Here is a 4,229-nt window from a genome sequence, read left to right on the forward strand (position 1 = left end):
CGCCTATGCGCGGCAGCTGCGCGCGCAACTGGCCGGCCAGGGGCGCGTCGGCGGGCCAGAGCCAGCCGCCGCCGGCCGTGGCCGGTGCGCGCGCCAGGCGTGTGCGCAGCTGGCCGTCGGCGGTGCCGGCGCGTTCGCTGTCCCAGCGCAGCGCGACCGTGACGGCCTCGCCTTCGCTTTGCAGCGAGAGCCGCGCTTCCTTGACGCCGGCCGCCACGCGCGCCGAGGTGCCTTGCGCGGTTTCGGCCTGCACGGTGATGTCGCCGCTGCTGCGCGCCAGGCTGGCCTTGAGGCGCAGCGTGTCGCCCAGCGTGGCGTCCCAGTCGCCGTCGAGCAGCAGTGTGCCGCCCAGGCCGGCGCCGGCCATTTGCGGGCCGGCGAAAAGTTCTATCCAGGCCAGGGGCAGGCCGCTGAGCTTGCCGGCGGTGATCAGCTCGCGGCCTGGCCGCCAGCGTACGGGCTGCCAGGCCAGTGTGGCTTGCGAAGGTGCGGCCGTGCCTGAAGCGCCGGAAGCAGGCGCGGCCAGCAGCGCCTCACCGGCGCCGCTTTCAAATGCGCCGCCGTTGCGTGAGGGCGTCCATTTGAGCGGGACGGCGTTGCGGGTTTTGAGCTGCCAGGCGCCTGTGCCGAGTGCGGGGTCCTGCACGCTGAGGCTCAGTTGCTGGAGCAGGCCTTGCCAGGCTGAGTCGGCGAGCGGCGTGTTGCGCGATGCGGCGCCGCGCCCGCCTTCGGCCGCCAGCTGCAGCGTGTAGCGGCGCGCGCCGGCTTCGACGCGGCCCTGGGTGTTGAGTTGCGCCTGGCTCAGGCGGCCCGAGAGTGTGGCCTGGAAGGCGCGGATCTTGATGAGCTCTGCGTCCGCCGTGGAAGGCGCGCCCGCGGCGGCCGGTGCGGCGGCGGCCATGCGCCAGTCCAGCGAGGGCAACTCCAGCCGCGCCTGCAGGGCCGGGTCTTGCCAGCCGCCTTGCCAGCCGGCCTGCAGCTCGGCGCTGCCGGTGGCCGAAGCGGATTTGAGTGAGGCTGGCATGCCGGGCAGCTTTTGCAGCCAGCGCAGGGCTTGGGCCATGTCGCGGCCGCGCAGGCTCAAGTCGCCTTTGCCGCTGGCGGGGCGCAGCTCACCCTGTACTTGCGCATCGAGCCCGGGGGCGGTCAGCGTGAGCTTGCCTTTGCCGCCTTGCGCGGCGGGCTGGGCTTCGAGCTGGCCGCTCAGTTCAGCGTCGTCGCTGCGCACGCGCAGGGCCGAGAGCAGCAAGGTGCCGCCGGCCTGTTCGGCGTTCCAGCTGCCGGTGGCGCTGGCGTCGCGCAGGCGCAGCGCGCCCAGGGGATTGTTCTTTGTGTTGGCGGCGTCGTTGCGCGCCGCCTGGACATTCGCCTCAAAGGCAATCGCTGCGCCCTGGCTGTGGGCCTGGGCCTTGCCGTCCAGCGGCAGCGGCGCGAGCTGGCTGTGCAGCAGGGCGGGGTTGACCTGTTGCAGCGTGGCTTGCAGTTTCCAGGCGGGGGTTTTGGACGTGGTGGCCCCGGCGGGCGCATCGGCCCATTCGCCGCTGGCCAGCAGATCGCCGCCGCCCAGCCTGGCCTTGAGCGTGCGCACCAGGGCCGCGCCGCCGCGCCATTCGCCCTGGCCTTCGAGCCGTTCCAGCGGGAGCTTGTGCTGGTCCCAAGGGCCGGGCTGGGCATTGGCGAGTTGCAGTTGCAAGCCCCAGGCGGAAGCGGATGACACCGGCGCGCTGTCGGCCGGCCGCACGCTGGCGCTGCCTGTCAACTGGGTGAACGGGCCTTCGGGCCAGAAGGCGGCGACGTCGAGGTCGCGGAAGTTCGCGTCGGCTTGCGGCAACGGCTGTGGGGCCCAGGGCATGACGCGGGCCGTGGCGCTGGCCTGCGGTTGCGGCTGGCCTTTGCGCGCCTGCGTTTGCATCTGCAAATCGGCCTTGAGCAGCAGCTCGGTGAGCGGGCCCTTGGCCGTGGCCTTGAAGGCCAGCGGCACGGAGGTTTTTCCGCCGGGGATGGGCGCATCGAGCGCTCCGTTGAGGCTCGCATCGAGTTGCAGCGCGCCGCGTGAAGACAGCGAGGCCTTGCCGCTGTAACGGCCTTGCGCGAACTGTGCGCTGAGCAATTCAAGCTGGTGCGACAGGCCGTTGAAGGCGTAGTGGCCGCTGATATTCGACGCGGAAAACGCCGCGCCGCCGGTCCATTGCAGCCGGCCGACGGAGAAGCCTTCGAGCAGCACCGGCAGCGGCAGGCCCAGCGCGGAGGGCGGCACCGAGGGCGTGGTAGAGGGCGGGCGCTGGTCGTCGACCTGCACGCTGGCGGCGGCCAGGCGATTGACCTTGAGCGTGCCGTGCAGCAGCGACCACGGTTGCCAGGCCAGGGTGAGGTCACGCACGTCCACACGCAGGCCGTCCTGCTGCCAGACCAACTGGTCGATGTGGCCGCCGCCGCGCAGCGAACCGGTGACGCGCTCGGCGCTCAAGGGTTGCGAGCGGGCGATCCAGGCCAGCGCGGTGGCCAGCGAGCCGTCGGTGCCGGCCCACCACCAGGCGCCGCCTGTGGCGGTGACGGCGAGCGCGGCGACCCCGGCCGCGGCCCAGGCCGTGGCGCGCAGCCAGCGGCGCGGCGGCCGTGACGGTCGGGGTGGCCGGGAGGGTGCTGCGGGCGCAGCGGAAGTGGCGGGCGTGTCCATCAGAAAACAAATCCCACGCTGACGTGCAGGCGCAGCTGCTTGGACTTGACGCCGTAGGCAAGGTCTATCTGCAGCGGGCCTATGGGGCTTCGCCAGCGCACACCGGTGCCTATGCCGACGGAGGGTTTCATGTCTTTGGGGTTGTCGGCGACGGCGCCGGCGTCGATGAAAAAGGTGTTCTCCCACTCGCTGGGCCGGCCGTCTTTCAGCATGGGGCGCTGGTATTCGACACTGCCGACGGCCAGGTAGCGGCCGGGGCCGATGACGCCGTTGTCGAGCTTGATGCCGATGTCGCGGTAGCCGTAGCCGCGCACGGTGGTGTCGCCGCCGGTGCGGAACAGCAGGGTGCCGGGAATGCGGGCCGAGTCCTTGGCGATCACGGCGCCGCCTTCGGCGCGTAGCGCGATGCGGCCGCGCTCCAGCGGCACGATGCCGAGCCAGCGGCCCACGGCGCGGCCCAGGGGCAGGTGCTGCGAGCCCATGGTGCTGCCGGCGCCCAGTTCAAAGCCCAGGCCGTAGCCTTTGTTGGGGGCAATCAGGCTGTCGAAGTAGCGGCCGGTCCAGACGTAGTTGGCGGTGAGGGCCGAGCCGTCGCCGACGTCGGCGGCGGAGCTGTTGATCTGGCCGCTGCCGCTGACGCTGGCCCTGTCGTACTGCAGGTAGACGTTGCGGTCTATGCGGTCGCCGGCCTGGGTGCGGCCGAAGCGCAGGCGGCCGGAGCGCGTGACGAGTTCGTCGTCGTCGACGCGCTCGGCGCGCGCCAGCGCCACCCAGCGCCAGTTGGATTCATCGGGAATCGAGGTCCACTCGGTTTGCGCGAAGGGGGCTTTCTTTTCAAGCTGCAGCTTGGTGACGGCGCGCCAGTTGGTGCCGGGCACGCGCAGGTGCGTGTGCTCGACCGAGGCGCGCGGGCCGCTGTCGGTGGTGACGCCCACGCCGAGGATGATTTTTTGCAATTTGGCTTCCCGCACCTGCACCTGCACCGGCGCGGCGTTGGGGTCGCTTTCGGGGTCGACAAAGATATAGGCCGAATCGAAGTAGCCGCTGGCGGCCAGGYGCTGCTGCGCCTCGACCAGCTGGTATTGGTCGTAGGGCGCGCCGGTGGTCAGGCGCGCCAGGCGCGGCACCAGCACCGGGTCGTAGCGTTCGACGCCGGTGACCTGCATGGGGCCCAGGCGGTAGAGCGGGCCGGAGTCGAGCTTGAGGCTGAGCGCCGCGCTGTGCTCGGGCGCATCGACGTCGGCCAGGCTGCCGGCCAGCTTGCCGGCGGGGTAGCGGCGCGCCACCAGGTCGCGCAGGGCCTGGGTCTTGGCGCTGTCCCAGGCGTCTTGTGTGAAGCGCTGGCCCACGGACAGGCGCCAGTCGCGCAGGATGCCGGCGCGCTGGGCTTGCGCGTCACGGTCCGGCGACTCGGCGATGTCGCCGGCGAAGTCTATGGCCACGGCACCTATGGTGGTGGCCTGGCCGGGTTCCACGGCCACCACGATGGTGGGCCGCTGGCCGGACGCCACGGTGCCGCCCTCGCGCGTGATGGTGATCGTGGGGCTGAAAT

General features: G+C 71.7%; 2 protein-coding genes. Both read right to left on the bottom strand.

The features are described 5' to 3' along the window. The coding region (locus AC1D0P_RS22630; RefSeq protein WP_477678800.1) for a translocation/assembly module TamB domain-containing protein at window positions 1-2,677 on the bottom strand (2,677 nt) is incomplete at its 3' end. After that, window positions 2,677-4,229: autotransporter assembly complex protein TamA (locus tag AC1D0P_RS22635; protein ID WP_477678801.1), on the bottom strand; the 1,553-nt coding region annotated here is incomplete at its 5' end. The genes AC1D0P_RS22635 and AC1D0P_RS22630, both read right to left, overlap by 1 nt.

The organism is Polaromonas sp. P1_G2 (assembly GCF_056405515.1).